This is a genomic window from Streptomyces sp. NPDC002825 (assembly GCF_040295385.1).
In the GTDB taxonomy this organism is placed as follows: domain Bacteria; phylum Actinomycetota; class Actinomycetes; order Streptomycetales; family Streptomycetaceae; genus Streptomyces.
In genome coordinates, this window is the sequence record NZ_JBEOVH010000032.1 from 1 (window position 1) to 24458 (window position 24458).

General features: G+C 70.5%; 32 protein-coding genes and 1 riboswitch. Of the genes, 14 read left to right on the forward strand and 18 right to left on the reverse strand.

Annotated elements, in window-relative coordinates; genetic code table 11:
- Window positions 1–234 (forward strand): substrate-binding domain-containing protein (locus tag ABT041_RS31215; RefSeq protein WP_351190776.1); only part of this gene is annotated, 234 nt, incomplete at its 5' end.
- Between the two features lie 87 nt (window positions 235–321).
- Here ABT041_RS31215 and ABT041_RS31220 read toward each other — a convergent pair.
- Together ABT041_RS31220 and ABT041_RS31225 are read right to left on the reverse strand one after the other, a co-directional pair.
- Window positions 322–717, reverse strand: coding sequence for a thiol-disulfide oxidoreductase DCC family protein (locus ABT041_RS31220; RefSeq protein ID WP_351190778.1), 396 nt, complete (start codon window positions 715–717; stop codon window positions 322–324).
- A gap of 113 nt (window positions 718–830) precedes the next feature.
- Window positions 831–1553, reverse strand: coding sequence for an IclR family transcriptional regulator (locus ABT041_RS31225; protein ID WP_351190780.1), 723 nt, complete (start codon window positions 1551–1553; stop codon window positions 831–833).
- Window positions 1554–1763: 210 nt separating this feature from the next.
- Window positions 1764–1905: riboswitch (SAM riboswitch) on the reverse strand.
- 159 nt (window positions 1906–2064) lie between these two features.
- Between ABT041_RS31225 and ABT041_RS31230 the strand changes: the two genes are divergently transcribed.
- A complete protein-coding gene (locus tag ABT041_RS31230) occupies window positions 2065–2652 on the forward strand; it encodes an SMI1/KNR4 family protein (protein WP_351190782.1) in 588 nt (195 codons plus the stop codon).
- Here the strand turns inward: ABT041_RS31230 and ABT041_RS31235 are convergent.
- Complete coding sequence (locus tag ABT041_RS31235; RefSeq protein WP_502976627.1) at window positions 2616–3272, reverse strand: YdcF family protein; 657 nt, start codon at window positions 3270–3272, stop codon at window positions 2616–2618. The two genes, ABT041_RS31230 and ABT041_RS31235, sit on opposite strands and share 37 nt — an antisense overlap.
- A 92-nt stretch (window positions 3273–3364) precedes the next feature.
- On the opposite strand from ABT041_RS31235, the gene ABT041_RS31240 reads away from it, so the two are divergent.
- Window positions 3365–3745: a hypothetical protein gene (locus ABT041_RS31240; protein ID WP_351190786.1), complete on the forward strand. Its 381-nt coding sequence runs from the start codon at window positions 3365–3367 to the stop codon at window positions 3743–3745.
- Between the two features lie 13 nt (window positions 3746–3758).
- Here ABT041_RS31240 and ABT041_RS31245 read toward each other — a convergent pair whose 3' ends face one another.
- On the reverse strand, window positions 3759–4238 hold the full coding sequence (locus ABT041_RS31245) for a hypothetical protein (protein WP_351190788.1): 480 nt from the start codon (window positions 4236–4238) through the stop codon (window positions 3759–3761).
- A gap of 470 nt (window positions 4239–4708) precedes the next feature.
- Window positions 4709–5275 carry an RNA polymerase sigma factor gene (locus ABT041_RS31250; protein WP_351190790.1) on the reverse strand — a complete coding sequence of 189 codons (567 nt, stop codon included), beginning with the start codon at window positions 5273–5275 and terminating at the stop codon, window positions 4709–4711.
- A 155-nt stretch (window positions 5276–5430) separates the two neighbouring features.
- Between ABT041_RS31250 and ABT041_RS31255 the strand changes: the two genes are divergently transcribed.
- From ABT041_RS31255 to ABT041_RS31265, 3 genes are all read left to right on the forward strand, one after another.
- Window positions 5431–5922, forward strand: a complete 492-nt coding sequence (locus ABT041_RS31255; protein WP_351190792.1) for a plastocyanin/azurin family copper-binding protein — start codon at window positions 5431–5433, stop codon at window positions 5920–5922.
- Window positions 5912–6370 carry a hypothetical protein gene (locus tag ABT041_RS31260; RefSeq protein WP_351190794.1) on the forward strand — a complete coding sequence of 153 codons (459 nt, stop codon included), beginning with the start codon at window positions 5912–5914 and terminating at the stop codon, window positions 6368–6370. Before ABT041_RS31255 ends, ABT041_RS31260 begins: the two co-directional genes overlap by 11 nt.
- A gap of 146 nt (window positions 6371–6516) precedes the next feature.
- Window positions 6517–6951 (forward strand): protein-tyrosine phosphatase family protein, encoded by a 435-nt coding sequence (locus ABT041_RS31265; RefSeq protein WP_351190796.1) that lies wholly within the window; start codon window positions 6517–6519, stop codon window positions 6949–6951.
- Between the two features lie 145 nt (window positions 6952–7096).
- Here ABT041_RS31265 and ABT041_RS31270 read toward each other — a convergent pair whose 3' ends face one another.
- From ABT041_RS31270 to ABT041_RS31280, 3 genes are all read right to left on the reverse strand, one after another.
- Window positions 7097–8146 (reverse strand): hypothetical protein, encoded by a 1050-nt coding sequence (locus ABT041_RS31270; RefSeq protein ID WP_351190798.1) that lies wholly within the window; start codon window positions 8144–8146, stop codon window positions 7097–7099.
- Between the two features lie 25 nt (window positions 8147–8171).
- Window positions 8172–8672 (reverse strand): hypothetical protein, encoded by a 501-nt coding sequence (locus tag ABT041_RS31275; protein WP_351190800.1) that lies wholly within the window; start codon window positions 8670–8672, stop codon window positions 8172–8174.
- Between the two features lie 290 nt (window positions 8673–8962).
- Window positions 8963–9790 carry an alpha/beta fold hydrolase gene (locus ABT041_RS31280; RefSeq protein ID WP_351190802.1) on the reverse strand — a complete coding sequence of 276 codons (828 nt, stop codon included), beginning with the start codon at window positions 9788–9790 and terminating at the stop codon, window positions 8963–8965.
- Window positions 9791–9970: 180 nt separating this feature from the next.
- Here ABT041_RS31280 and ABT041_RS31285 point away from each other — a divergent pair, with 180 nt between their 5' ends.
- A complete protein-coding gene (locus tag ABT041_RS31285; protein WP_351190804.1) occupies window positions 9971–10600 on the forward strand; it encodes a hypothetical protein in 630 nt (209 codons plus the stop codon).
- Between the two features lie 90 nt (window positions 10601–10690).
- On the opposite strand, the gene ABT041_RS31290 is transcribed toward ABT041_RS31285, so the two are convergent.
- The 6 genes from ABT041_RS31290 to ABT041_RS31315 all read right to left on the reverse strand — a co-directional run bounded on the left by ABT041_RS31290 (window position 10691) and on the right by ABT041_RS31315 (window position 15074).
- Window positions 10691–10963 carry a hypothetical protein gene (locus ABT041_RS31290; RefSeq protein WP_351190806.1) on the reverse strand — a complete coding sequence of 91 codons (273 nt, stop codon included), beginning with the start codon at window positions 10961–10963 and terminating at the stop codon, window positions 10691–10693.
- Window positions 10964–11529: 566 nt separating this feature from the next.
- Complete coding sequence (locus ABT041_RS31295; RefSeq protein ID WP_351190808.1) at window positions 11530–11964, reverse strand: hypothetical protein; 435 nt, start codon at window positions 11962–11964, stop codon at window positions 11530–11532.
- A gap of 185 nt (window positions 11965–12149) precedes the next feature.
- A complete protein-coding gene (locus ABT041_RS31300; protein WP_351190979.1) occupies window positions 12150–12287 on the reverse strand; it encodes a hypothetical protein in 138 nt (45 codons plus the stop codon).
- 1 nt (window position 12288) lies between these two features.
- A complete protein-coding gene (locus tag ABT041_RS31305; protein ID WP_351190810.1) occupies window positions 12289–13044 on the reverse strand; it encodes a S1 RNA-binding domain-containing protein in 756 nt (251 codons plus the stop codon).
- Window positions 13013–14281 carry a Cmx/CmrA family chloramphenicol efflux MFS transporter gene (locus tag ABT041_RS31310; protein ID WP_351190812.1) on the reverse strand — a complete coding sequence of 423 codons (1269 nt, stop codon included), beginning with the start codon at window positions 14279–14281 and terminating at the stop codon, window positions 13013–13015. The genes ABT041_RS31305 and ABT041_RS31310 overlap by 32 nt, the downstream gene beginning before the upstream one ends.
- A gap of 430 nt (window positions 14282–14711) precedes the next feature.
- On the reverse strand, window positions 14712–15074 hold the full coding sequence (locus ABT041_RS31315; protein WP_351190814.1) for a MerR family transcriptional regulator: 363 nt from the start codon (window positions 15072–15074) through the stop codon (window positions 14712–14714).
- A 69-nt stretch (window positions 15075–15143) separates the two neighbouring features.
- Between ABT041_RS31315 and ABT041_RS31320 the strand changes: the two genes are divergently transcribed.
- Window positions 15144–16262 (forward strand): alkene reductase, encoded by a 1119-nt coding sequence (locus tag ABT041_RS31320; protein WP_351190816.1) that lies wholly within the window; start codon window positions 15144–15146, stop codon window positions 16260–16262.
- An 86-nt stretch (window positions 16263–16348) separates the two neighbouring features.
- Here ABT041_RS31320 and ABT041_RS31325 read toward each other — a convergent pair whose 3' ends face one another.
- The gene (locus ABT041_RS31325) at window positions 16349–17116 is read right to left on the reverse strand and encodes an SDR family NAD(P)-dependent oxidoreductase (RefSeq protein WP_351190818.1); all 768 of its coding nucleotides are present in this window, start codon (window positions 17114–17116) and stop codon (window positions 16349–16351) included.
- A 360-nt stretch (window positions 17117–17476) separates the two neighbouring features.
- On the opposite strand from ABT041_RS31325, the gene ABT041_RS31330 reads away from it, so the two are divergent.
- Together ABT041_RS31330 and ABT041_RS31335 are read left to right on the forward strand one after the other, a co-directional pair.
- Entirely contained in the window at window positions 17477–17773 is a 297-nt protein-coding gene (locus tag ABT041_RS31330) for a hypothetical protein (RefSeq protein ID WP_351190820.1), read from the forward strand.
- 281 nt (window positions 17774–18054) lie between these two features.
- Entirely contained in the window at window positions 18055–18447 is a 393-nt protein-coding gene (locus ABT041_RS31335; protein WP_351190822.1) for a hypothetical protein, read from the forward strand.
- A 203-nt stretch (window positions 18448–18650) separates the two neighbouring features.
- Here ABT041_RS31335 and ABT041_RS31340 read toward each other — a convergent pair whose 3' ends face one another.
- On the reverse strand, window positions 18651–18980 hold the full coding sequence (locus tag ABT041_RS31340) for a hypothetical protein (RefSeq protein ID WP_351190981.1): 330 nt from the start codon (window positions 18978–18980) through the stop codon (window positions 18651–18653).
- A 1036-nt stretch (window positions 18981–20016) separates the two neighbouring features.
- Here ABT041_RS31340 and ABT041_RS31345 point away from each other — a divergent pair.
- Both ABT041_RS31345 and ABT041_RS31350 read left to right on the forward strand, forming a co-directional pair.
- Window positions 20017–20493, forward strand: a complete 477-nt coding sequence (locus tag ABT041_RS31345) for a hypothetical protein (protein ID WP_351190824.1) — start codon at window positions 20017–20019, stop codon at window positions 20491–20493.
- Between the two features lie 86 nt (window positions 20494–20579).
- On the forward strand, window positions 20580–21032 hold the full coding sequence (locus ABT041_RS31350; RefSeq protein WP_351190826.1) for a hypothetical protein: 453 nt from the start codon (window positions 20580–20582) through the stop codon (window positions 21030–21032).
- A gap of 93 nt (window positions 21033–21125) precedes the next feature.
- Here ABT041_RS31350 and ABT041_RS31355 read toward each other — a convergent pair whose 3' ends face one another.
- Entirely contained in the window at window positions 21126–21827 is a 702-nt protein-coding gene (locus ABT041_RS31355) for a hypothetical protein (RefSeq protein WP_351190828.1), read from the reverse strand.
- A complete protein-coding gene (locus ABT041_RS31360; RefSeq protein WP_351190830.1) occupies window positions 21824–22234 on the reverse strand; it encodes a hypothetical protein in 411 nt (136 codons plus the stop codon). Before ABT041_RS31360 ends, ABT041_RS31355 begins: the two co-directional genes overlap by 4 nt.
- 342 nt (window positions 22235–22576) lie before the next feature.
- On the opposite strand from ABT041_RS31360, the gene ABT041_RS31365 reads away from it, so the two are divergent.
- Window positions 22577–22780, forward strand: a complete 204-nt coding sequence (locus ABT041_RS31365) for a cold-shock protein (RefSeq protein WP_147981444.1) — start codon at window positions 22577–22579, stop codon at window positions 22778–22780.
- 172 nt (window positions 22781–22952) lie between these two features.
- Entirely contained in the window at window positions 22953–23783 is an 831-nt protein-coding gene (locus ABT041_RS31370) for a barstar family protein (protein WP_351190833.1), read from the forward strand.
- The last annotated feature ends 675 nt before the right edge of the window (window positions 23784–24458 follow it).

Here is a 24458-nt window from a genome sequence, read left to right on the forward strand (position 1 = left end):
GTCTACGCCACCACCGAACCACCCATCACGACGCTCTCCCTCAAGCCCCGCAGGATCGGCACGGCCGTCGTCCAGCTCCTCATCGACGCCATCGAAGAGGTGGGGGAGTACAACCCGGACTCGATCGTCATGCCGTACGAGCTGATCGTCCGCGCGTCCTCCACCCGCGGCGATCCCGCCCCACGACCGATCGTCCCGGCCCGGTCGATCCACATGCAGCCCCTGCGTCCGTGAGGGACGGCTCGGCCGTGTTCACCCCATACGGTGACGCTGCTTCCTCCCGTACGGTGACGCTGCTTCGTCCGGCTCGCGGGCGACGCGCTATTCGGGCCGTGGCGCCGCCCGGCGGCGGGGGAGAGCGCAGGCGGATGTGCCGCCCGGCATGCGATGACGGTTGTCCGCGATGAGCCGGTAGACACCGCGGGCAACCCACCGCACGGGAGGCAGCAGGAGACACGCTCCCGCCACCGACCACCCTCCGCCCGCGCTCAACAGCGCCTTCGCGACGGCCTGGGCGCCTCCGTACACGACACCGGTGGGAGTCACCCACAGCACTTCGTGCGTGGCCCGCGTCGAGGTGACACCAAGATCCGTCAAGTCCGCGAACTGCCAAGGAATGGTCTCGCACCGGGGCTTCACGCGTCGCTCGGCGAACCTCGCCGAGGTGGTGCAGAATCCGCAGTCCCCGTCGAAAACGAGCACAGGCTGATTTCGCATGACCCCATCATGGCGCGCCCGGAGCGGAGCGGCTGCTCCGCCGACGAGTACAAGCCAGGAGGCGGCGACGTCAGTCCTGACCGTACGCATGCGGTGCCGGCGGCTTCCTCGCGTCACGAGCGGCACACGACCTCGGTGAGGCGGTCGGCCGCGTCGACGGCGGCCTTCGCGAGCCGGGCGCCCGGGTGCCGGGTGAGGCGTTGGATCGGGCCCGTGACCGTGACGGCGGCCACCACACGGGAGGACGGGCCGCGGACCGGGGCCGAGACGGACGCCATGCCGGGCTCGCGCTCACCGATCGACTGCGCCCAGCCTCGGCGCCGTACGCCGCTCAGGGCGGTGGCGGTGAAGCGGGCGCCCTGCAGGCCTTGGTAGAAGCGCTCGGGTTCCTCCCAGGCCAGCAGGACCTGGGCGGCGGACCCGACCTTCATGGGGAGCGTGGAGCCGACCGGCACGATGTCGCGCAGACCGGAGGTCCGCTCGGCGGCGGCGACGCAGACCCGCACCTCACCCTGGCGCCGGTAGAGCTGCGCGCTCTCGCCGGTGGCGTCCCGAAGGGAGGTCAGGACCGGGCCGGCCGCGGCCAGCAGGCAGTCCTCGTCCGAGGCGGCCGACAGCTCGGCGATCCGGGGGCCGAGGACGAATCGGCCGTGGATGTCCCTGCCGACGAGACGGTGGCGTTCGAGCGCGGTGGCGAGTCGGTGGACCGTGGGCCGCGCCAAGCCGGTCGTGGCGACCAGCTCCGCCAGATTGGCCGGGCCCGAGGCCAGCGCATCGAAGATCACCGCGGCCTTGTCGAGGACGCCGACGCCGCTGGAAACATCCGAAATGTCCATGAGGGGGTACTCCAGTCTCGGTCCGCGAGCCAAGGCTCGCGGCGACCTCACCCGGGGGAGGGCAGGGGGAAGGAAGGTGAGGGAAGGGGGTGGTCAGCGGGAAAGGGCCGAAGCGGTCGGCCGACATGCCGCGACGATCACGAGACGGGTACGCGAAAAGCCCGGGAAGGACAGAGCCGGGGCGAAAGGCAGCACAGAGAGCACCGTGTCTCCTCATCTTTTCCCGCGCCACGTTGGCGCAGGCCGGAGTTGGCACTGATCCCGGCGGCACGGCGCGAACATGGAGCGCCGAGTCGACCGGGGAGTTGCCGGGGCTTCGTAGGGCCGGTCCCTCCACCCCTCTGGATGATTCGCGGAGAACCATACAAGACTCCGGGGACGAGCTGCCAGCGACCCCCCGGAGACGTGAACGGACAGACCGGACCGACCGCTCCGCATGCCGATGTCCGGCCCGGCTGCTCCGGTCGGCCGACGCGCGATACGTTACGGGCGACACGAGAAGAGAGCTCGCATGGACTCCCGCATCCCGCGGCTGCGACGCAAGCTGGCACGCATTCCCTACACGCCCGACCGAAGCCATTCCTTCGGCGAGGAACGGCACGAATTCCGTCTCGGCCCCCGTCTGCCCCAGGCCCGGGCGGACGCCTTCGAAGCCGAACATGACGTGGAACTCCCGCAGCCCTATCGCGACTTCCTCACGAACATGGGCGGCACCGGCGCCTCCCCGTACTACGGCCTCATCCCCCTCGAACGATGTGCCCTCTTCACGATGAATCGCGCGGCTGCCGACACACCGACGAGAGGGTTCAGCCGGGCCTACCGCCCCACACGCCAGGGCCACCTCTTCCTGCACGTCATCGAACGCGGCTGCAGCGATCTCGTCCTCCTGGGCGTGACCGGCCCTCTCACCGGGCGCGTCCTCGTCGGCAACACCGACGGCTTCTGGGGCCCGAACGTCTCCTCGGCCCCGGACTTCCTCGCCTGGTACGAGCGTTGGCTGGACCAGATGGCCGCCGGCCAGGACAACCGCGCCCTGCTTCTCACCTCGCCGCGGCTGCACGTTCATCCGCGGCAGTACCGTCTCTCGCCGCGGATCTGACCCTGCCCGGGAACGGCGTGGAGCAGGGGGCAGCCCTTGCGTTCGGCCGCGGTGAGACCGCGCAGCGTCCACAGCCCGTACGCGGCCAGCAACGGCTTGACCAGCGTCCACTCCCCGACGCGGTAGTCGGCGGCGCGCACCAGCCGGGCGGCGAGATCAGGCCGCTGGCGGCGCAGGTAGGCGCGCGCCTTGAGCGCGTGTGCGGGCTGGGACGCGATGGCGATGCGTTCCGCGTCCTCGAGCAGCGGGACCACATGGGTGATGTTCTCCCAGGTGGTCCTGCTCTCGTCCTCGACGACGACGCGACCCTCGTAGCGCAGGACCGACAGCGCGTAGTCGGCCATCAGCCGCGCCTCGGCGGTGCCGCCGCCCACCGGTCCTCCACTGAAGACGACCACGGTGTCGTGGTCGGCATCTGCGTCGATGGTCCGGATCCCGGCCCGGACCCGCCAGCGGTTGATGAGGTTGATGGACTCGGACGGGTTGCGGTACCCGAGCACGACCACCGCCTTGGAACCCCGGCCGTCAGGCTCGACCAGGGTTCGAGACCAACGCCGGTTCAACCACTCACCCCAGGCCAGGAGAGCGACTCCGGCGGCCGGCAACGTCCACGCTCGCATGACGAAGGATCCTAGGATGGAGGCCTTTACCGTCGTGGGAGGGCGCGAAAATCCCCCCGCGTCCCCGCCGCGCTCCGTGCGATCCTCCGTTCATGAACGAATGCGGCGACGCGCGCGTGCGCTACGGGACGCTGCGGTGGATGGCCCTCCTCGCAGCCGACAGCCGGGATCAACTGTCCTGGCTGCGGGAGCGCGAGCTGGACACGGAGCCGGTCGTCGAAGAAGTGGAGCTCTTCTGCCGCCTCTGCGAGGGATTCGCCGAGCGCGGTGTCCTCGAACCCGAGCAACTGCGCAAACTCCAGGCCGTCGGCCGGCGACTCGGCGCCATCGACGCCACGCGGCGCGTCGGCCGCTGGGCCGACGCCCTCGTCACGGATCCGGCCTGGGACGACATCCGTCGTCTCGCCCGTCGCTTCCTCGTCAGCACGCTGGGAGACTGGCGCCAGCCGCTGCCACACCCCGTACGCCCGTAGGGCTCGTGACGGCTCACCGAGCCGCCGCTGCAGCATCCTCCGAGCCCTCTGGCCCGCCCGACCCGCCGGCCCCGCCGGATCCCGCTCCGGCGAAATGGGCCGTCGCCAGGACCGTACCGTCCGGTGCCACCAGGCGGGCGCCACTCACGGTGCCGGGATCGACGGGGGCCGGGGCGCCCCAGTAGCCGTAGCCGGCCCTGACGGGGAACGAACCGAGCGATACGGCGGAGCCGTCGGCCCGCACCAGGAGGCATCGCACAGGTCCGTCGCCCGCCCGTCCCTCACCGAGGTCGACCGACATGTACACCCAGCCGTTCCCGCCCGCGCCGTCCGCCGGGTGCGCGTAGATCCGGCCCACCTCCCTGCCGGTCCCGTCCGAGGAGACCAGCGCCGCCTCCAGGACCTGCGGCGCGGGGGCCACCACCGGGGGCGCGCCCTGCACCGCCGTACCGACCGCCCAACCGCCGAACCCGAAGGCCAGCGCCGTGGCCACGCCCGCCGCCGCGATCCGGAAGCGGCGACCCCGAATCCGCCACCGGGCCGTCACGGAGGTGGGCGCGGGAGCAGGGGCAACAGCAGGGACCGACATACGGGCGGACCCTGACGTACGGGCGGGGGCCGACGCGCGGTCCGGGGCCGACGTACGGTCCGGGGCCGACGTACGGTCCGGAGTCGACGCACCGGCCGGGGCCGACGCGCGGTCCGGAGTCGACGCACCGGCCGGGGCCGACGCACGATCCGGGGCCATCGCCCGTACCACCCGACTCTCGAACCCGACCGGCGGCTCCGCCCCCGGCACCAGCCCGAGCAGCCCGTCCCCGACCACCGTCAGCCGCTCCACATACGCACGGCAATCCGGGCAGCGGTCCAGATGAGCCACCGCATCGGCCCGCTCGCGCGCGGGAAGGATCCCCAGCGCGAGCTCGGCACCCTCCTCGCGCAGCCGCTCGCAGTCCATGCCGTTCACCGCGTCTCCTCGCTCTCCAGGAGCGCCCGCACCTTGATCGTCCCCGTCCGGATCCTGGTCTTCGCCGTGCCCAGCGGTACGCCCTCGAAGGCCGCCACCTCCCGCGCCGTCATCCCGTAGATCCCGGCCATCACCAGCGCCCGCGCCTGCTCGCGGGGCAACGCCGCCACCGCCCGCCGGACCCGCTCGGCCGCGTCATCGGCGAGCGCGCGCCGCTCCGGCGTCTCCGACACGATCCCGACCAGGGCCTCCAGGTCCTCCGGGGCCACAGGGGTCGCGCGCCGCGCCCGTACGGCGTCGATCGCCAGATTGTGCGCGATGGCCGTCAGCCAGGTCCGTACGGATCCCCGTCTGCCGTCGTACACCTGGGCGTGCCGCCACGCCCGCTCGAAGGTCTGCTGGGCCACGTCCTCCGCGAGCCGTGGATCGCCGACGACGGCGACGGCGACGCCGTAGACGGAGCGCTGGAAACGGCGTACGAACGCCACCGCGATCTCCGGATCGCCGGTGGCGAGGCCGGACAGCAGTGCTTCGTCGGGAACCCGCTCCAGCGGAAGGCCCATGCGTCCCACACTCGTGGATACGTCCGAAGTGCCCGAAGGGATGGTTCGAGCCCATTGTCCGCCTGGACCGCAATCCGGGCGCGGTCGCGCGCCGTACCCCCAGTGGGGGGCGAACCGGAGGACCGAACCCGAGGACCGAGCCGGAGGACGGAACGATGACCATCCCGAAACCACGTACCCGCGCGCTGCTCGGCCTGTCCGCCGCCGCGCTGGCCGGCCTCCTGGCCGCCTGCGGCGGCGGCGACGGCGGTTCGAGCAGCGGTACGACCACACCGCCCCCCGATCAGAACAGCTCGGCACCTGCCGGCGCGACCCGGGTGAAGGCGGACCTGGCCGACTTCCGGATCACGCTGTCCCAGCGCACCTTCGCACCCGGCACGTACGCCTTCGTCGCCACGAACACCGGCGATCACGACCACGCCCTCGAGGTCGAGGGACCGGGTGGCGAGAAGCGCTCCAGCACCATCGGCCCAGGGGAGTCCACCACCCTCACGGTGACCCTGAAGGACGGGACGTACGACATCTACTGCCCGGTCGACGGACACAAGGACCTGGGCATGAAGACCGAGATCACGGTGGCCGGCGCCCCCGTCAACAAGCCGGACACCACCCCGACGACCCCGAACACTCCAGGCAATGGTTACTGACCGAACCCGTCGGATCGCCGTGCTCGTGCTGCGGCTGGCCGCCGCGGCCCTGACGGCGACGATGGGCGCCATCCACCTCTCCCTGTGGGCCGACGGCTACCGCGACCTGGCCACCATCGGCGGGCTGTTCCTGCTGAACGGCGTCCTGGGCTGCCTCCTCGCCGGGGCCCTGCTGCTCACCCCGTACCGCTGGCTGGGACCGGTGGCCGCCGCCACGGCGCTGTTCATGGCGGGCACTCTCGGAGCGCTCTTCCTGAGCCTCACGACGGGCCTGTTCGGCTTCCAGGAATCGGCGGACGCGGACCTGGTCCGCCCGACCATCGCGGTCGAGACGGCGGGCGTCCTGGTCCTGACCACCCTGGGGGTGTCCGCACTCAGCCACCGGCACCATCACCACCCGCGGGAGCAGCGCGAACGGCCTGCGCAAGCTCCGACCCGTAGGCAGTGATCGCAAGTTGCGCCGGACCGTCGCCCGCCTTCCCTCCGCCCACCACGCTGGTGCCAGCGGCTTGGGACCGGGGACCGGAGGGGGCAGGGCCGCCTCTCCGGTCAGCACGGAGGCTCTCGAGACGAAGAGGACGGTACGGTGGCGCGATGACCGAATCCTGGCCGATGGGCGCCCCCGGCGTGCTGCGGCTGCCCTCCGGCCGCCTGGTGCGCGGCCGTGCCCTGCGGCGGCCCCTGCCCGAGGGGCCCGCACCCACGTTCGCCGTCCATCTGCTCGGCCACCAGCCGCCCGTGACCTCCTGGCCGTCCGTCTGGCTCCGCTGGCCGGACTTCAGGCTGCCGTCGGACCGCGCCGAGGCCCGCACGGTTCTCGTCGATGCCTGGCGACGGGCGCCCGACGAGCGGCTCGAGTTCGCCTGCAACGGCGGCCGGGGCCGTACGGGCACGGCCCTCGCCTGCCTTGCCGTCCTCGATGGCGTCCCGCCCGCCGAAGCCGTGGCGTACGTCCGCCGCCACTACGAGGCCCACGCCGTCGAGACGCCTTGGCAGCGCCGATACGTACGCACCTTCACGCCCGCCTGAACGGCCCGATCCTCCGGCGCGCCGGCCGTCTTCGCCTCACGAACCACCGCCGACGGACGCGTGCCGTCCCCGCCCGCGAACCGCGGACGGACGCGTGCCGTCCCCGCCCGCGAACCGCCGCGGACGGAAACGTGCCGCCCTTGCGTCACGAACCGCCGCCGACAGTCGCGGAGTTGCGGATCACCGCGTCCAAGGTGCGCCGGTCGGCGGTGAGTCGGGCTGCGTTCTCGCGGATGTACCGGTCCTGGATGCGGACTTCGACGCCGTGCCAGGTCTCGGCGACGCGATGGCGGCGCCGGCAGGAGATGTCCGCGACGGCGGTCGCGATCTCCAGCGCCGAGACACGTCGTCGGGGGTCGGGGCGGAAGCGGGGGTCCTGATCGGCGTCCAGCGGTGCGGCATAGGAGTAGTGCTTCTCCCGCATGCACGCGGACCACAGGCCGAAGACCTCGATGACGGCCGGGTCGCGCAGGGAGGCCTCGTACGAAGCGAAGTTGAGCCGCTCCACGAGTGGGGAGACGCCCCGCGACTGGCTGCCGAGGGTGGTACGGGCCTGGCCGAAGCAGCCCCCGGCGGGGATCTTCCGGCCGTCGATGGTGCCGCTCCGGGCCTCGGGGCCCGCCTGCTGCCGGGCGCTGTCGGGCAGGTCCGAGCCGCCGAGGAGGAGCTCCTCGTCGGGCGACGGCGCGGGGCGTTCGGACTGGGCGCGCACGGCGGCGTCGTAACGCGCCTGTTCGGCGGCGTCCGGCTGGTACCCGCGCCATGAGGACAGGACCTCGTCGTGGATTCCGTAACGCCAGTCCATCATGTTCCGCGGCCCGATCCGGGGCAGGGCGGGTGCGGGGCGCCAGTCCTTGCCGAACGAGCGCATGCAGCGCTGTACGAGGGTGGCCTCGGCGGTCGCGATGGCGGCGGCCTGCTGCTCGGTCGGCTGATAGGCCTGGAGCGGGAGCGTCCAGGTGGACGGGTCCCCTGTGGCTGCCGTGTTCTTCGTTCCCGCTGGATCTCCTGTGCCCCCTGCGTTCCCCCTGGCCGGGGACACAGGGGAGGCCGAAGGGGCCGGGAGGCCGGGCGAGGCCGTCGCCGGGGCGGCGGAGTGGGCCGGGTCGCTCGCGCAGCCCGCGGCCAGTGCGACCGCCGCCACGGTCAGGGACAGGGGGGCGACGCGCCTTCGGCGGCGGTGCCATGTGCTCATGTCTGTTCCTCGCCCGGGCTTCAGGTCACCAGCAGGTGGCGAAGTCGATGGACCGGTTGTCGTTCCGCAGGCCCGCGTCGGCGAGGTTGCCGCCGCTGCGGGGCCAGTAGGTCCGGTAGGGGCCCTTCCGGTTGTAGCCGGAGTTGTAGTAGACGGTGCCGCAGAAGCCGTCGTACCAGTTGTAGACGGACGCTGCGTTGTTGCCGACGACCTGTCCGGCGCCGTTGCCCTTGCCGTCGCAGAACGTGAGGGCGTGGGCTCCGTCGCCTCGGTAGACGTTCAGGAGGTCCCAGAGGGGGTGGCCGATGTTGATCCACGAACCGGCGTAGTTCGAGTTGTAGTAGAAGCGGAAGCGGAACTTGTCGGTGTGGTCGGCACACCGGGAGAACGTCACGCCGTCCGGCTCCACGTCCCACCACTGGTCGTAGTTGCTGTCGTACATCGGGTTGTCCTCGGCCGAGGCCGGGGTCGCGGTGAGGCTGAGGCTCGCGGCGGCCAGGACGCCCGCGAGGGCTGTCATCCGCATCCGACGGGTCCGACGGGTCCGCTGAACGGGGCGGGTCGGCTCTGCCGAGGTGTCGTGCATGTGCGTCAGGTCTCCTTCGAAAACTTCGAGGGGGCCTGAGGAACCGGCGGAGCGCGGCGCACGCCGGAGAGAAGCGGGCCCCCGATCACCGCTCCGGCGGAAAGCTAGCAGGTCGAGGTGTCAGGTGCATGCCGGATGATCTTGTTCGGCGTGTCGCGTCGCCCGGCCGACTGCTCTCGCGTGGAGCGTAGGGCCTGGAGCCGCGAACGGCTGTCCCGAGACGTCCCGCCTCATCTCGGGAAGGGTCGGCGGGCTCCTCTTGGCCGGCCCTCGGCGAGACCGCTCAGGAAGGTGCGCACGGCCGCGGCGAACCCCTCGGGATCGGTCGCGTGCACGGTGTGGCCGGTCGGGAGTTCCACGAGCCGCGTGGCCGGGCGCTTGGCTGCCATCTCCTGGGCGTGATCGGCGGAGAGAACACTGCTGCGGCTGCCGCGGACCAGCAGGGCCGGGCAGTCACTGCCGAGCCATGCCTGCCAGTGACTGCCGTTCAGATTGCGCTGGGACGCCACCATGCCCTCCGGCCGGAAGGCGAGTCCCCAACCGTCCCCGTACTCGCGCATCGCGTCCGACAGGTAGGCGGCCGATCCCCCCAGCGCCTCGACGAGCGCGGAACGCGTGGGTGCGCGGTGTGGCCAGGCGAGGCAGAACGACAAGTCCCCTTCCACCTCCGCGCCGATGTCCTCGATGACGAGGGCGCGTACGAGCCGGGGATGGCGGGCGGCGAGCTCGTAGGCGTTGACGCCGCCCAAGGAATGGCCGAGGACGACCGCCGGACCGGCGTCCAGGTGGTGCAGTACCGCCGCCGCGTCCGCGACGTAGCCGGCGCGGGAGAAGTCCGACGGCTGGTCGGAGTACCCGTGCCCACGCTGGTCGAGGGCGACGACTCGCCAGTCCGGCGCCAGTCGCCGAGCCAGGTGCGCGAATGTCCGCCCCTCACCGAAGTGCCCGTGCAGGGCGAGCACGAGCGGTCCGGGACCGCCGAAATCGAGGTAGGACAGACGGCGCCCCGAGATCGACAGGGCAGCGCGGACAGGCTCGGACGGGATGGTCGCTGACACGGAGACCACCGTGCCACGGCCGACTCCCGACCCGCATCCCCCGCATCCCGCCGCCTTTCCCCGGGCCCGTGGTGCGGCGGGGGTGGAGCCATCCCGACGCGCCGCGTGCGTTTGACATCCCCTGACGGCCAGCCAAGAGTGCCTTTCAGGCAATCAGGGACATATGGATAGGAGTCACACATGGGTCTGTGTACCGACCGTGGGCGTCTCGGCCTCGTCGTGCCCGCGCTGGCCGCCGCATTGGCCATGCCGCTGGCGTCAGCGACCCCCGCCGCAGCCTGCCCGTCCACCGGCACCGGCACCGTCAGCCGCTCCGGTGGGACCGTCACGTTCGAACCACGGTCGGGCGCGGCCAATCAGGTCACCTTCTACGTCGCCACGGCCCCGCTCCTCCGGGTGTCCGACCCGGCCGGAATCACCGCGGGCCCCGGCTGCACCCAGACCAGCCCGCGCACCGCGACCTGCGGGACGATCGACGGGATCACCGGCATCCACGCCGACGGCGGCGACGGGGACGACCGACTCGCGGCCGAGGCGGATCTCAACATCCCCGTAGACTTCGACGGAGGTCCCGGCCGTGACGTCCTCGTCGGCGGCAGTGCCGACGACCACCTGCAGGACCCCGACGGCTGGCCCACCCGCCCCGACCTGGCCACCTTCCGCGGCCTCGCCGGCAACGACGTCATCATCAGCCGCAACGGCGGCTACGACCGCGTGGAGTGCGAGGGCGGCACGAACGACGTCGTCACGGCGGACCTCGCGGCCCTGGACCAGGTCACGAACACCTGCGAGACGATCAACCGCGGCTGACTCACCGGCGGCACGCGCGGGACGCGGTGGCGGCCCGGGTGTGACTCGCGGACCGTGGCCGCGGCGTCGTCGAGGAACGCGTCCTTCCGATCACGCCTGGACGTCGTCGTCCGCCTGTGCCCAGGCCAGTTGTACGTCGCTCAGCGGAGGGGTGAACCCTTCCGGGAACAGCAGCGTGAGCGGCTGCGGCCACATGCTCTCCAGCCCGTGCTCCGAGCAGTACAGGGCGATGAGGTGCGGCCCTTCCCCGCAGGACTCGTGCCGGTAGTGGCGGTCATGCGTCTGGCAGTAGTACCCGAAACTCGAGCAGTCGTCCTCGTCGCTCGGCTCGTGGAAGCCGGGATCACGGACGATGAGGGTCACGGGTTCCTGTCGATTGAACCGGGGGATGGGCCGCGGATCTCGCCACAGAAGCCGGGGAGGAAGCACGCGACCATTCTGCACCGAGGCCGAGCCGCGGCCACCCGTGCCCTTGCCCGCTCGACGCCGCAGAGCGCGACGAGCTCGGCCGTGAAGGGCCCGCACCGGATCGCGCACGACGAGCTGACGCGTACGCCCCGCGTGGCGTTGATCACCAACCTCAGCCGCGATGTCGATCGTCCCGCGCGACCCAAGCAGCGTCCCGCCACTCGCCCTCGAACGGCCGGAAGAGCCGAGCAGTCAGGTCAGAAAGGCTCGAAGCTCGGAAGAGATCGTCCAGTCCCGCCCCGGTCATGCGCCCCACCTCGTCTGATCGTTCCGTCGCCGGCGCCACACCCATGCTGGACGGACGTGCTTCCGGAACAGACGCGGGGAGGTACGGGCCGACCTCGGCCCGCCAGGCGGAGTCGGCGAGCGGAACGGGCCGGCGAACGTGAGGCCGCGGTCACGGGCGACCGCGAGGCCGGCCAGGACGAGGCCGCACAGGGACCTGGGAAGCGGCGCCTGGATCAGTCGCCGGTGCAGCCCCAGAAGCACAGCTCTGCCGGGCGGCCCTCGGCGTCATGGACGATCGTGCAGCAGCCGGATCCGCGATCGAACGGCGGGAACCAGCCGTCACCGGCCCGCTTCAGGGACTGCTCGACAACCTCCCGCCCGGGCTGCGCCGTCCCGAAGAGCTCGACGACTTCTGTCCCTTCGACCACCCTCACGTCGCCGGGCTCCTCCATGTCCTCCTCGCAACGGACCACCCGCTCGACGTCGAGGACCGAATGCGCCGGCTCCTCCACCAACCACCCGCTCGCCACCAGCGCGTGCAGGGTCTCGATGCCGCCTTCCCGGTAGTACTCGGCATCCCGGGCGAACTCCGCCTCGCGGAGATCGTCCAGCGCCTCCTGCTCGCTCTGCCGGAAGGGCGTGAAGTACGACCATCTGCTCGCTCCCATGTCTGCGAACCCTACTGGCGGCCTCCGACAGAAGCCCTGCTGGTAAGCCGAACCCCGGTGCTCCCGCGCCGCGGCCCCGCCCGCCGGACGGGGCCCGTGGTGCCGCGGGGCTCCGGACGAGTCGAACCAGCGCGCCACGCAGGGGTCGACGAGGTGGTTGAGCGACAGGCCCCGGCCGGTCACCGTCAGTCCGGGGCGCCTGCTCCGTCAGCAGCGGACAGTTTCCTCACATGACGCCGGAGGTCGACCCCGGCGATCTTCACAGTGATCGACTGGCCTTCCGCGACGAGTTGGGCAGGGGTGTCGACCGGCTCGTCGGTCAGCTCAGAGAGGTGAAGAAACCCCTCGACGTCCGTGCGAGCCGTACGAAGACACCGAAGGGAACGATCTTGGTGATCGGACCCGCGGCGATTCGTCCGCCCGGTCCGCGAACCGAACGAGGGGATCTTCCTGAAGAGCCTTCAGCGAGAGCGTGACCTGTCCGCAGCGAGGCTCGGCGGTGATCACCTCCGCCGTGATCCGCTGGCCCGCCTCGACGGCCTCGGAGGGGTGATCGATACGAGTCCATGTCAGGTCCGGCACCCGGATGAAGCCGGTGCACAGGCCGTCCGGTTCGCCATCGACGTGGACGAAGACCCCGAAGTCGTGAACACCGGAGACCGTTCCCGTGACGACCTGGCCTCGTTCCATCGCGAGGAGAAAGGACCGCAGAGCCGGAATCTCGCACGCCCTGGCGGAGAAGAGAAGGTGACCCGCATGTCCACGCCCGATGTCCTCGGCCTTCATGTTCTGACCGATCCGAATGAGCTCGGACGGGTGCTCCAGCCGAGGCATCGAGCCCTCGTGCCGCGGAATCCGCCCGACCCCGGTCTCCTCCCCGGCGGCATCGACGAGCTGAACCAGGACGTCTGCACCGTCGAACCCGATGACTTTCACCGTTCTCACGGGTCCGGGCTGGAGCCGGCTGATCAAGGAGTCCAATCGACGATCGCGGGCAGGCTCGGGCATGAAGGAAGCCCAGCGTCGACGGCCCGCTGCGGTGGCGCGTTCAACCGTCCTCTGGGGTCTCTCGACGGTCAAGCGGACACTCCTGTACGTCACTTGAGCGCCCCGCGCTCCCTCCGCCTGTGATCACACCGCGCAGGGGAACTGCGACGAGCAGCGCGACGAGGACGAGGACTCCGCTTGTCCACAGCGGCCCCAGCTCTCCGGCCGGGGGGCGGAGGGTGGTTGCGGCGATGAGGGGGCCGACGGCAGCGCCCACGTTCAGTGCGGCGGTCGCGTAGGAGCCGGCCATGGTGGGGGCTCCTGCCGCCTCGTAGAGGACCCGCGTGATCAACGTGCTTCCCAGCGCGAACGACAGCGCGCCCTGGACGAAAACGAGGGCGAGCAGTGCGGCCGGCCTCTCGGCCAGTACGGCCAGCGCCGGCCAGCCGATGAGCAGCAGGGGCCCACCGATCCCGACGATCCGGCCGGGATGCCGGTCGGACAGTCGGCCGGCGACCGTGACCCCGGCGAAGGAACCGCTGCCGAAGAGCACCAGGGCCACAGAGATCCACAGCTCTCCCAGCCCGGCGGTGTCGGTCACGACGGGGGCGAGGAACGTGAAGCCGGCGAAGGTCGCCGCGTTCACCACGGTGCCCAGCAGCATGACCACGAGCAGCCGCGGCCTTTTGAGCTGCGCGAGTTCCGACCCCAAGGCCGGCCCGTCACCGGCGTTCCGCCGCACACGGCGCGCCGGCCTGGAGGAGGCCGACCCGGCGGCGCGGGACGACGAGCCCGGAATCCCTCTGACGATGCCGATGGCAGCGGGCAGACAGAGAGCGGCTACCGCCCAGAAGGTGACCCGCCAGCCGAGCATCGTCCCGAGCACCGATCCCCCTGGGACCCCGGCGATGGTGGCCATCGTGGTGCCCGACAGCAGCACGGCGAGCGAGCGTCCCTTCTTGTCCGGCGAGACCAGCATGGTGGCCGTGGTCAGCGCGACGGCGAGGAACCCCGCGTACGCGAACGCGGCGACCATCCGGGACACGACCAGGACCGGGAAGCTCGAGGTGCCAGCGCCCACCACGTGGGCGGCGACGAACACGAGGACGAAGCCCAAGAGTCCTGACCGCCCAGGCCAGTTGCGGGCGAGTCCGGCCATGAGGGGGGCGCCGACGATCATTCCGATCGCGAATGCCGAGGTGAGCGTGCCTGCCGTACCGACCGTCACGTCGAGGTCCGAGGCGATGTCCGGCAAGAGGCCGGCGAGCATGAATTCCGAGGTACCCATGGCGAAGACCGCCACGGCGAGCAGAAAGAGCGGGAGAGGCATCGAGTGGCTCCGAGGTGAGGAGAAGCACGAGAAGGTCAACTCGTCACCGCGGTCAGCACCCAAGGGCGCACTCGTCCGGCCGCAGAACGCGGCGAGACGGCAGAACTACGAACTCAGTGGCTCAGGGGGCCGACGGCGTGACCGAAAGCCCCCACCTCGTCTGACTCAGGACTCGACATGGCCCGCACGGTACCCGACCCGCGTACCCGAGGCACGTGGGTTTCACGACCGCCGGGCCCCAGCCGGCAGCGTCACGCCCGCCTCGCAACACCCCGTGCGCGGTGGCCGGCACACTCCGGCATCTCCGCTGCCCCTGCGTCTCGCCCTCATCACCTGCCGGCGAGCCCCGTCCCGGCGGGTCTCACGTCCTGCGGGGGAGCCCCGCCCTGGCGGGTCTCAGATCCTGGCGGGTCTCACGTCCTGGCGGGTCTCAGGTCCTGGCGGTCGCGGCGTCGATGACCTCGTCCAGGACGTCACGGGAGCGGACCAGGTCGAGGATCATGCGGTCGATACGCTCGCGCTCGACGATCAGTTCCTCGACCAGCTCACCGGTGGTGAGCTCGGTCGGGCCGCCGTCCACGTCCCGCATGCACGGGAGCAGCAGCGCGATCTTCTTGCTGCCCAGGCCCGCCGCGAACAGGGCCTGGATGCGGATGACGCGGTCGACCGCCCACTCGCCGTACGCGCGGTGGCCGCCGGGCGTCCGCTCCGACTGCAGCAGGCCCTGCTGCTCGTAGTACCGCAGGGACCGCTCGCTCACCCCGGAGCGCCGTGACAGCTCGCCGATCCGCATCGTCCGCTCCGCTCCGCATCCCGCGTTCCGCTTGAATCTGACACCAATGTCAAGTTCTACGGTACCGGCATGACGAACAACGCGAGCGGATCCCGCCTCTTCGAAGCCACCAACCTCGGCCCTCTCTCCCTCCCCAACCGACTGGTCATGGCCCCGCTGACGCGCAACCGCGCCGACGCCGACGGGACGCCGACCTCGCTCATGGCCACGTACTACGCACAGCGCGCCTCCGCCGGTCTGATCATCGCCGAGGCCACCACGCCGAGCGCCGTCGGCCAGACCTACGCCAACATCCCCGCGCTCCACACCTCCGCCCACGTGGCCGGATGGCGAAAGGTCACCGACGCCGTACGGGACGCCGGCGGGCGGATGTTCGTGCAGATCCAGCACGGGGGGCGGGTCGGCCATCCGGACACCAGCGGTCATGTCCCCGTCGCGCCCTCGCCGGTGGCGCTCCCCGAGGAGATCCACACCACGGACGGCCGCCGGGCGTCCGTGGTCCCGCACGAGCTGACGGCCGACGAGATCCGCTCCACCGTCGCCGACTTCGCCGCCGCCGCACGACGGGCCGTGGACGCCGGCTTCGAGGGCGTCGAGGTGCACGCCGCCAACGGCTACCTGATCCACCAGTTCCTCGCGAAGAACACCAACCAGCGCACCGACGCGTACGGCGGTTCGGTCGCGCACCGGATCCGGTTCGCGGTCGAGGTGGTCCAGGCCGTCGCGGACGCGATCGGTCCCGAGCGCGTCGGGGTGCGCATCTCCCCGGGAGTCGGCGTCAACGGCATCGAGGAAGGCGACACCGACAGCATCTACCCGGCTCTCGTCGCCGCTCTGGCCGAGAAGGGCCTCGCCTACCTGCACGTCGTGTTCGCCGACCCGGACCAGGCGCTGTTCCAGGAGATCCGCAAGGCATGGCCGGGCACGCTGATCGCCAACCCCGTCCTCGGCTGGGGAGGACCGCTGCCCGCCGACGGCGGCCGCGGGGCCGGCGAACGGCTGCTGGCCGCCGGAGCCGACCTGATCTCCCTGGGGCGGGGCTTCCTCGCCAACCCGGACCTGGTCGAACGCCTGCGCGTCGGGGCGCCGCTGAACGCCGTACGGGATCAGTACCTGATGTACACGGGCGGGGCGACGGGCTACACCGACTACCCGACGCTGAACGAGCCCGCGCTCGCGGCCGCTTGAGGCTCAGGGACGGCAGTCGGAGCTTCACTGCACGCAAGGTTCGACCGACCGCGCCATGGGGGCCGAGCGGCGCCGCCCTGTGGTCCTCAACTCCGCAGGTGCGAGGCTCCGTTGAGATCGAGAATCGTGCCCGAGGACCATTCGGCGGCGGGGGAGGCGAGCCAGAGCACCGCCGCCGCGATCTCCTCGGCCGAGCCCACCCGGCCGAACGGGCTCTGCTCCCGGATCGCCTTGCCCTCGGACCCCTCCAGGCGCGGCGCGACGCGCTCGGTCGCGAAGAAGCCGGGAGCGACCGAGGCGACGGCGATCCCGTACGGGGCGAGCGAGACCGCGAGCGACTGACCCAGCGAGTGCACGGCGGCCTTCGTCGCCCCGTACGCCGGATGGTCCGGCTCACCGCGGAAGGCGCCCCGGGAGCCGATGTTCACGATCCGGCCTCCCCCACCCTGCTCGATCATGAGCCGCGCGGCGAGATGGCTCAGGTTCGCCGTGGCGAGCAGGTTCACCGCGACGTGCTGCTGCCAGACTGCCGCCCACTCCTCGTACGGGGTCTCGGCGAGAGGGTGGCGGATGTTCACGGCCGCGTTGTTCACGAGCACGTCGATCCCGCCGAGTGCCTCCGCCGCCTTGTCCACGACGTCGGCTGCCCCGGCCGGGTTCGCGAGGTCGCCGCCGACCAGTACATGACCCGTTCCGGTAAGGGACTTCAGGGTCTCGCGCGCCTCCTCGGCGCGTGAACCGAAGTGGACGGCAACCCGGTCGCCGTTGTCCGCGAACGCCTGGGCCACCGCGCGCCCCAGCCCCCGCGACGCCCCGCTGACGAGGACGCGCCTGCCTGACGCGGGCAGATTCATACGGATTCCTTCCGAACGGCCTCGTGATGCCGCCTGCTTGCCGGAGCTGCCAGGGCGGCTCGGATGCGCCCGTCGTGGGCAGCGTAGTCGGCGACTTGGGCGCGGGGGTGTCGGGATGGGGTGGTGAGGCGGGGCCAGCCCTGAGCAGCGGGGCGACCCGGGCGCCAGTAGGGCCGACAGGAGCCGCCCAGGCGTGACGATCCCGCACTCGCACCGTCAATGGCTCCCGGGCCCAGCTGTCCAGGGTGATAGGCGTCAACGAACATCCCGTATATCACCCTATGAATACAGTCGATTACTTATGGCTAGAATCACCCGCGCAGCCGCAGCCGTGCGGCGGACCGAGGCAGGGGCATCCATATGGCCATCATCGTTTCCTTCGACTTCCCTGACGCCGGACAGGAGCTCTACGACGCAGTCATTGAACGTGTGACCGGTGGACAGGGCTTCACGCAGTTCGCGGACCTGCCGAATCCAGGGCTCATCTCTCACGCGGCTGGTCCGGTCGACGGCGGCGGGTTCCGCGTGACCGAGGTCTGGGACAGTGCAGAGGCGCTGGAAACCCATGCGAAGACGTTCGGTCCGATCTTGGCGGACCTCGGCTTCGCGGACGTGCAACCCGTGATCATTCCGGCGTACAACGTCGTCGTCCGATAGGGACGGTTCAGGCGGCGCCTGACGTTCCTTCTTTGCCCCGGACTCGCCAAGTCCGGGGTATCACTCTGTGGGCGCCCGGTCGCGGTAGCTCGTGTCCAGCCGCTGTTGCCAGTGATTGAGCGGAGCTTCCTGTACCGGGGGCGCTCCCACAGCCCATCGCCAACAGGCGTCGGAACCTCCATGCGGCTGGGCCGGCGCCTCGCCGATCGCAGCCGCACTCATCTGCGGCCGCAAGCAGACGGCCCTACGGACAGCGGCCCGCGGGTGGGACGATTCACAGCGTGATCGGATGGATGCGCCACGCCCCGCGATGGGCGGTCATATCGGTCTGTCTCATCGCTGCCCTGCTCGTCGTCGGCGCCTCCGTGCACGTCACCGACCTCCTCGGCCACGGTCTGCACCCCTACGAATGGGCGCCGGGCTGGCTCAACCTCTACTGGTCGTCGCTGGCGCTGTTCGACGCGCTCGCCGCCGCGTTCCTGATCAGGGGGCAACGCCGAGGAGTCGACCTCGCCTGCGCCATCATGGCCACCGACGTTGCCGCCAACTGGTACGCGGTATACGGCATCCAGCACAGCGACGTCACCGCACAGCCCGGCCTCCAACGACTGGCCGTCTTCGCCGCGCTAGTCCTGGGAACGGCACCGCGCATCCGACGTCACCTCACCAAATGAGGTGACGTCCAAAGCGTTCTGCGGGCGCTGCAGCACCGCCGGGACGTCCCCGCGCAACTCCCGTTCTCAGCGCACCTGCAGGTCGTCGTCGATGCCGACCCCGAGCTGGTCACCGCCGCGTTCCCACAAGATCCTCCGCGACTGCCGCCAGCGCCACGCCGGCCTCCACCCTGCCGCCCGAGCCCTCACCCCGAGGTCGCGTTTCAGAAGTCGACGACTTGTCTGGTTGGCCGTCCGGGAAAGTCGCGGGCGGCCATCCAGACGGTGAGGTCGAGGGCGATGTCGCCGGCGCTGGTCGCGGTGGTGACCTTGTGTTCGTTGTGGGAGGCGTCGCGGCGGACGATCTCGTAGCCGCCTTCGTCCAGGACGGCCACTGAGGCGAACCAGACCGGCTCGTCCTCGTCGGGCTGCACGACCACGAAGGTGTTGTCGGAGTTGTTGAGGTCGCTGATCATTATGAACAGCGCGCCCTCGGAGGGGTCGTCGATGCGGTCGCCATTCTCGCTGTCAGCGGCGTAGTACTGAGCCCCCATCATTGGTTCTCCCTCACCCTCGACAATCTGATCGGCCATCGCCCCATCTTTGTGTACCGACATCACCGCGATCCCTACATCGCCTCTCCGCCTACCGTGAGACGGCGATGCCACCAGAGGTCGCCACGCCAGTGCCAGTGATCGGCGAACGGATCGGGCAGCGTGCGAGCGAGGTACACGGCATCCAGGGCGGCTACCCGGTGCTTCAGCTCAGCGCGGGGCCGGGGAGGCAGCTCTTGCAGAACCTCCTCGAGTACGTCACGGGCGTGGCGCACATCGTTGAAGGAGCATCCGCGGCAGGAGCAAAAGGCGTCCTGGGGATACAAGGGCCGCCGCCCAGGCGGCTGCAGGAACGCTCGATAGCGTTGCAGCGCGTGGGCCGTGGCACCGGGGAAGACGTAGTAGTCGCCCGAGAGGCGCTCTACTCGGTGTACCTCCAGGCTGGTACGGGCGGAGAGCCCGTGGATCCGACTCGGCGGAGGGTCCTCCCAGAGGCGAGGGCCAGGGTGCTGGGCGCGCAGGTCGCCGGGCCGTCTACGCGGCATCGGCCTTTCGGTTCGCGGTCATGGCCGACATCCTGCCAGCCTCAGGCCCCCGCAGTCAGGGATTATCGGACTGCCCGGGCCGAGCCCGCACTGCCTTCTCGTCTTCCGCTTTCAGGAGCCCGCCTCCCATCGGCCAGTGCTGATCTGCGCCCTTACGGGTTGGCGACGCGTCCTTGATCCGGCTGTGCCGAACCAGAGAAAGGGCCACGGCGACGGCACGGAAACGGCGGGTATCGGCTGCGCGCAAGCGTCGTCGGCAGCGACTCAAGTGCGGCGCGATCGCGGCGGGCGTGAGCAGCGCTGCGGTGGTGGCCTTCTGGAGCCTGCTCTGGCCTTACCGCCTCGGTGCCGTCGTGCTCGGCGGTGCCGCTGCGGGTGCGTCGTGGCTGTGGCGTACCGATCGGTCCGCCAGAGGCGCTGATCGGCGGTGGCGGCACGACGAGGCCGTGAGGGCCGGACGGAGTCGCGCTATCGGGGCCCATAATGCGGGCATGGGTGACCAGGGCGGGGGCTCGGTGTCGGTGTCGGTGTCGGTGTCGGTGTCGGTGTGGCGGGTGGGTGGGGCGGCTCGCGTGGCGGGCTGTGCCATTCCGGCTGTTGTAGGGGTGAAGGCGCTCTTCGGTTGGGCTGGGTGGATTTCCTCTCCGGGAGCGGAGACAGCACGACTGGCCGGGCTGTGGTCGGGGCTGGCGATCGGCGTCGCGTTGTTCTTCTGGTGGGCGATTCTGAGGGTCCGGCTTGAGGTCGGTCCTGACGGGATCGTGGCGATCAATCCGTGGGGGACCCAACGACTGGCGCTGGACGAGGTGGCGTCGGTGCGGCTTGGTGCGTGGGGTGCGGAGTTCCATCACGGAGACGGCTTCAAGACCACGGCCTACGCACTCAGCGAGCTGGCTGCGGGAACCGCACAGGACCGGCGCTTCGCGGAGCTGCTGGCCGTTCTGGAGGCGGAGCCTGAATCGCCGTGATGTCAGGTGGGGAGTGCGAGGCCCTGCGCTGCATGCTCGTCCCCGTTGTCCGCGGCGCCGGTGCAGCTCTCAGTAGAAGGAAGACCATGACCACGGAACGAAACCCCCGTACCAACTTCGCCTTCCACCCCCCGGAGGAGGACGGCGGAGCCTGGCGCGCCACGCTCCAGACGCTGGAGCGGTCGCTGCGGGATGCGTTCCCCGAGCCCGTGATCGGGCATCGGAGGTCCGGTGTCCACGAGATGACCGTGCTGGACTTCGAGATCGAGCTGGCATCGGACGCGTGGGTGGGCGGTACCGCCGCCATCACCGCGCCCGACTACGCGTACATCACCCTCACCGACGTGACCGCGGACGAGGCCGGCTGGTTCGCCGTCTGGTTGCGTGACTCCTTCGTCCCGGCGCCGAACCTCGTCCGATTCGCCAGCAGCCTCGCCATGACGAATGGCGAGGACACGCCCTCGCCGCTGCCGGCACAAGGAGGCCGCGAAGACATCAGTGACCTGTTGCGGCGGCACCTCGAGACGTTCGGCCACTGACCGGAGAGCGGGGAGCGGGGAGCGAGAAGTGGAGGGTCTGGACCAGGCCCGGATGCGTCACAGCAGGACTCGCACGTGGCTGCTCCGGATGTCTCACCAATGGGTGAAGTCGTGGACACCGGCATCGGCGTAGGGATCCGGGGCGGGGGAGCGGTTGCTGTCGAGTTCCTCGGAGACGAGGGAGGGCAGTGCGGCCATCAGGGCGGTGCTGCCGACCCGTACGCGGCCGTGGCTGTGGTGGAGGGCGACGTCGAGCCCGAGACGGTCGGTGGTGCCAGGGGCGGTGACGTACAGACGCGTGGTGGTGTGGTCCAGCAGCAGGAAGCCATCCAGACGCAGGCGGCTGTCGTCCCCCGGATCGTCCTGGGGCTGAAGCATCAAGGCGGCGGCGTGGAGTGCGTCCCCGAGCTCGAAGGTGACGTGGTCGAGGGTGTCGAGCATGTGCCGACGGGCGTCGGCGAGTGGAATGCCCACGGGGTCGGTGCCGTGGGCTACGGGGGGATGGACGAGGACCTGTCGGAAGGCTGCGATCAGATGGGTCCACGGGATGTTGTCCCCCTGGGGGTGCACCAGAGGCACGTCGTACGCCATCGAGCTCTCCAGCATGTGTCCGTCCCACAGGACGACGCGGGAGACGCCTCGGCGCTCCGGCGGGAGCAGCACGCCGCGGACGAGCCCCGCGTCGGTGCTTCCCGAGAGGGGTGATGAGGTGAAGCGGAGCAGTTGCCACATCAGGATGCGGTGCAGGTCCGTCAGTCCGTCGTCGTCCCACTCCGATGGAGGGCTCTCCGTCATGGCTGGTTGGCCTTGTCGGGGAGGCGGTGAAGGGGGGCTTTGCGGCAGTAGGCCGTGAGGGCGCCGAGGATCTTCTTGACGGCATTGGGGTCGGCGATGTTGGGCGGCCCGTAGAAGTGATTCCAGCCCGGTTTGCCGTTCGCGGCTCGGGCGGGTACGAGTTCGCCCCGCCGGCCGTCGCTGTCGAGTTTTGCCGTGGCCCAGCTCGGGGCTGCCGAGGTGAAGCTCGCGCTGTCGGTCTGGGGCGCGGCCACACACGGTGGGCTCGGTCGCGCCTGACTGCTGAGCATCTGCTCGTACTGTTCGTTCGACATCACGGTCACCTCCTGCGGCCCGTCCGCGGCCTCGGGGGGAGTTCCGCCGAGGAAGAGGGCTGCGGTGACGGCGAGTGCGCTGAGACGAAGCAAGGACGGCCTCCGGACGGCGGTGATCCAGGACGATCTGCTGACGCCTCACCGTAGCTGCTCGTCACTGAGAGTCCCGGAAAGCTGGGGAGGTCCGTGACGGTACGGAAGTGTCAGGGGTGCTGGACAGAGACGGCGCGGCCGCGAGGGAAGCAACGAGTTCCAGCGCGGTGCCCCCGGGGACGCCGGCGCGCGAGCTGGTGGCCGCGGGTAAGGAATCCGAACAAGATCCGGTGAATGGGTGTAAGCGCGAGATTGTCGGGGGAGGACTGGTTCGGGCGTCCGAAGGGGATGCCCGGGGTGGCTCGAATCCGGGCCACCGCTGAATTGATCAGAAGGACGAGCATGGCCAGCGGCACCGTGAAGTGGTTCAACTCCGAAAAGGGCTTCGGTTTCATCGCCCAGGACGGAGGCGGACCGGACGTCTTCGCTCACTACTCCAACATTTCCGGAAACGGATACCGCGAACTGACCGAGGGCGAGACGGTGACGTTCGACATCACCCAGGGCCAGAAGGGCCCCCAGGCGGAGAACATCATCCGCGGCTGAGCCCCCGCACCCACTTCCGGCGGCGCCTGCACCCTGTGGAGGCGCCGCCGGCCCGTCGGGCGCCGCCGACTACTACGCCACTGCTGCGCCGTCAGGACGACGGTCAGCAGGTGGAGCGCTCCGGCGACTGTGCGGCAGGTCATGGGGGCGCGCCAATAGGATCAGCGCTCTCATGGGAACTGCAAGGCGAACATCAGGGCGGAGCGGTGACGGGCCGAGGTACGCGCTGAACTCGGATGACGACGACGCCGACTTCTGGGGCTTTGCTCTCGAGGCCGAGGGGTTGTTCACGCCGCTGCCGGACGAAGAGGGGGCACGCCGAGTGCACCTCACGGGCTGCCGCCCGCAGGGTGGCCTATTGAGGAGCGTCGGCCACGTCGGCAGTCGTCGCGCGTTGGCGGGGAACGCCTGGTTCGATCTCCTCGACGGTGACCGCGTCACCATGGGGTCCTACTTCGTCAGCGAGGTCACCGTCATCGACGTCAAGCCCTCTGCGACGGGGGCCGGCCTCGTCGACCTCACGATGACGCTGTGGTGCGAGAACGCCATGGCCGGAGCGGAAAGAGCATGGGACCTGATCCGCACGGGTCATCTGAACCGCACCGGCATGTGGCACGACCTCGCCACCGAGGACAGACGAGCGTGGCTGTCGGTGATGCTGTGGTCCCGGAGGTATCGACGGCGGGGGATCGCCGACGCTCCTGCGGGCCAGGTGTTCACCTTGGACGGTCGGCGCATCGTTGACGAAGACAGCTTCTATTGCGCGATCGGTGAAGCCGTCAACGGCCCCGGCGGATACTTCGGCTGGAACCTTGACGCTCTGGACGACTGCCTGATCGGCGGCTGGGGTGCCAGAACGCCGTTCACCTTGCACTGGGATTTCTCGGCCCGGGCGAGTGCACGGCTGCGAGAGCCTGTGCCCTCCGGAGAGCGCGAGGTCGCGTTGTTCGACCTGCTCCTGGAGATCTTCGCGGAACGGGGCGTCAGCGTCGTCCTTCGGTGACAGCTTGACCAGTGCTGGGGACGGCGGACGTGGGGCAGAGCGAGGTGGACGGCCGTTCGTTGTCTGATCCTCTCGGCCTCGATGCGCGGGGCTCGGAGGGGTGTCAGGGTCTTGCCGATGCCGTCGATCTCTCCCCGCTACCCTTCGGTTTCGGCCCGCTTGCATCGCAGGATCGGGTCCCCTTCTTCCACAGCTGCGACCAGCTGCTCGGCAGCGACCGGCGTGCGTGACCGCCGACGCCCCGACTGTCGATGCCCCGACCGCCGTCTCGCGGACACCCGCCGGCTCACCGGCCGTTCCCGCCGCGGTCCCATTTGATCGGGTACGAGACCGTCGGCGTCGGCCTCGACACCGGCTTCGCCCCGCCCGGCCACGGTATCGGGTACTTCACCGCAGGAGTCGAGCGGGGAACAGGCCTGTCCCAGCCCGGCCACTTGATCGGATACGTCACCTGGGAGGAGGGCTTCGGCTTGGGTAACCGCTCCGTGCTCGGTCCGCTGCCCGCCGATGCACCAGTGTTCCCGAGCACGGCCACGGCCACCACGATCCCCGCAGCGATCGCCGTCTGCCGCGCCGTCCCCGCCGGCGCCCGCCAGTGCCCGCGGACCACATTCCCATTGCTCTTGGTGTACTGCCCGATGAACGGCAAGTCCTGGACCCTCCCTGCTCGTGCCG

Bases quoted from the DNA above. Each gene is read 5' to 3' on its own strand.
- ABT041_RS31220 (WP_351190778.1), bottom strand. From the start codon at position 717: ATGCGAAATCAGCCTGTGCTCGTTTTCGACGGGGACTGCGGATTCTGC.
- ABT041_RS31225 (WP_351190780.1), bottom strand. From the start codon at position 1,553: ATGGACATTTCGGATGTTTCCAGCGGCGTCGGCGTCCTCGACAAGGCC.
- ABT041_RS31230 (WP_351190782.1), top strand. From the start codon at position 2,065: ATGGACTCCCGCATCCCGCGGCTGCGACGCAAGCTGGCACGCATTCCC.
- ABT041_RS31235 (WP_502976627.1), bottom strand. From the start codon at position 3,272: ATGCGAGCGTGGACGTTGCCGGCCGCCGGAGTCGCTCTCCTGGCCTGG.
- ABT041_RS31240 (WP_351190786.1), top strand. From the start codon at position 3,365: ATGAACGAATGCGGCGACGCGCGCGTGCGCTACGGGACGCTGCGGTGG.
- ABT041_RS31250 (WP_351190790.1), bottom strand. From the start codon at position 5,275: ATGGGCCTTCCGCTGGAGCGGGTTCCCGACGAAGCACTGCTGTCCGGC.
- ABT041_RS31255 (WP_351190792.1), top strand. From the start codon at position 5,431: ATGACCATCCCGAAACCACGTACCCGCGCGCTGCTCGGCCTGTCCGCC.
- ABT041_RS31260 (WP_351190794.1), top strand. From the start codon at position 5,912: ATGGTTACTGACCGAACCCGTCGGATCGCCGTGCTCGTGCTGCGGCTG.
- ABT041_RS31265 (WP_351190796.1), top strand. From the start codon at position 6,517: ATGACCGAATCCTGGCCGATGGGCGCCCCCGGCGTGCTGCGGCTGCCC.
- ABT041_RS31270 (WP_351190798.1), bottom strand. From the start codon at position 8,146: ATGAGCACATGGCACCGCCGCCGAAGGCGCGTCGCCCCCCTGTCCCTG.
- ABT041_RS31275 (WP_351190800.1), bottom strand. From the start codon at position 8,672: ATGCGGATGACAGCCCTCGCGGGCGTCCTGGCCGCCGCGAGCCTCAGC.
- ABT041_RS31285 (WP_351190804.1), top strand. From the start codon at position 9,971: ATGGGTCTGTGTACCGACCGTGGGCGTCTCGGCCTCGTCGTGCCCGCG.
- ABT041_RS31295 (WP_351190808.1), bottom strand. From the start codon at position 11,964: ATGGGAGCGAGCAGATGGTCGTACTTCACGCCCTTCCGGCAGAGCGAG.
- ABT041_RS31310 (WP_351190812.1), bottom strand. From the start codon at position 14,281: ATGCCTCTCCCGCTCTTTCTGCTCGCCGTGGCGGTCTTCGCCATGGGT.
- ABT041_RS31315 (WP_351190814.1), bottom strand. From the start codon at position 15,074: ATGCGGATCGGCGAGCTGTCACGGCGCTCCGGGGTGAGCGAGCGGTCC.
- ABT041_RS31320 (WP_351190816.1), top strand. From the start codon at position 15,144: ATGACGAACAACGCGAGCGGATCCCGCCTCTTCGAAGCCACCAACCTC.
- ABT041_RS31325 (WP_351190818.1), bottom strand. From the start codon at position 17,116: ATGAATCTGCCCGCGTCAGGCAGGCGCGTCCTCGTCAGCGGGGCGTCG.
- ABT041_RS31330 (WP_351190820.1), top strand. From the start codon at position 17,477: ATGGCCATCATCGTTTCCTTCGACTTCCCTGACGCCGGACAGGAGCTC.
- ABT041_RS31340 (WP_351190981.1), bottom strand. From the start codon at position 18,980: ATGGGGGCTCAGTACTACGCCGCTGACAGCGAGAATGGCGACCGCATC.
- ABT041_RS31345 (WP_351190824.1), top strand. From the start codon at position 20,017: ATGGGTGACCAGGGCGGGGGCTCGGTGTCGGTGTCGGTGTCGGTGTCG.
- ABT041_RS31350 (WP_351190826.1), top strand. From the start codon at position 20,580: ATGACCACGGAACGAAACCCCCGTACCAACTTCGCCTTCCACCCCCCG.
- ABT041_RS31355 (WP_351190828.1), bottom strand. From the start codon at position 21,827: ATGACGGAGAGCCCTCCATCGGAGTGGGACGACGACGGACTGACGGAC.
- ABT041_RS31365 (WP_147981444.1), top strand. From the start codon at position 22,577: ATGGCCAGCGGCACCGTGAAGTGGTTCAACTCCGAAAAGGGCTTCGGT.
- ABT041_RS31370 (WP_351190833.1), top strand. From the start codon at position 22,953: ATGGGAACTGCAAGGCGAACATCAGGGCGGAGCGGTGACGGGCCGAGG.